A 439-nucleotide genomic window follows, 5' to 3' on the forward strand; every position below is an offset into this window, starting at 1 on the left:
CATTCCTGTTGCCGATTGAAGACGTATTCTCAATGTCAGGTCGTGGTACTGTGGTTACCGGACGTGTTGAACGCGGTGTAATCAACGTAGGTGACGAAATTGAAATCGTGGGTCTGAAAGACACCCAGAAAACTACTTGTACCGGTGTGGAAATGTTCCGCAAATTGCTGGATCAAGGTCAGGCTGGTGATAACGTAGGTGTATTGTTGCGTGGTACCAAACGTGAAGAAGTAGAACGTGGTCAAGTATTGGCAAAACCGGGCAGCATCACCCCGCACACCAAATTTAAAGCTGAAGTATACGTATTGAGCAAAGAAGAAGGTGGACGTCATACCCCATTCTTCGCAAACTACCGTCCGCAATTCTATTTCCGTACAACTGACGTAACAGGCGCAGTAAGTCTGGCAGAAGGTGTAGAAATGGTAATGCCGGGTGAAAA

1 protein-coding gene is annotated in these 439 nt (G+C 46.9%); it reads left to right on the plus strand.

Annotated features, from left to right (window positions below; genetic code table 11):
- On the plus strand, positions 1 to 439 hold a 439-nt coding region (locus BHC43_RS00580; protein ID WP_257377931.1), incomplete at both ends, for an EF-Tu C-terminal domain-related protein.

Source organism: Snodgrassella alvi, from assembly GCF_002777855.1.
Taxonomy (GTDB): domain Bacteria; phylum Pseudomonadota; class Gammaproteobacteria; order Burkholderiales; family Neisseriaceae; genus Snodgrassella; species Snodgrassella alvi_E.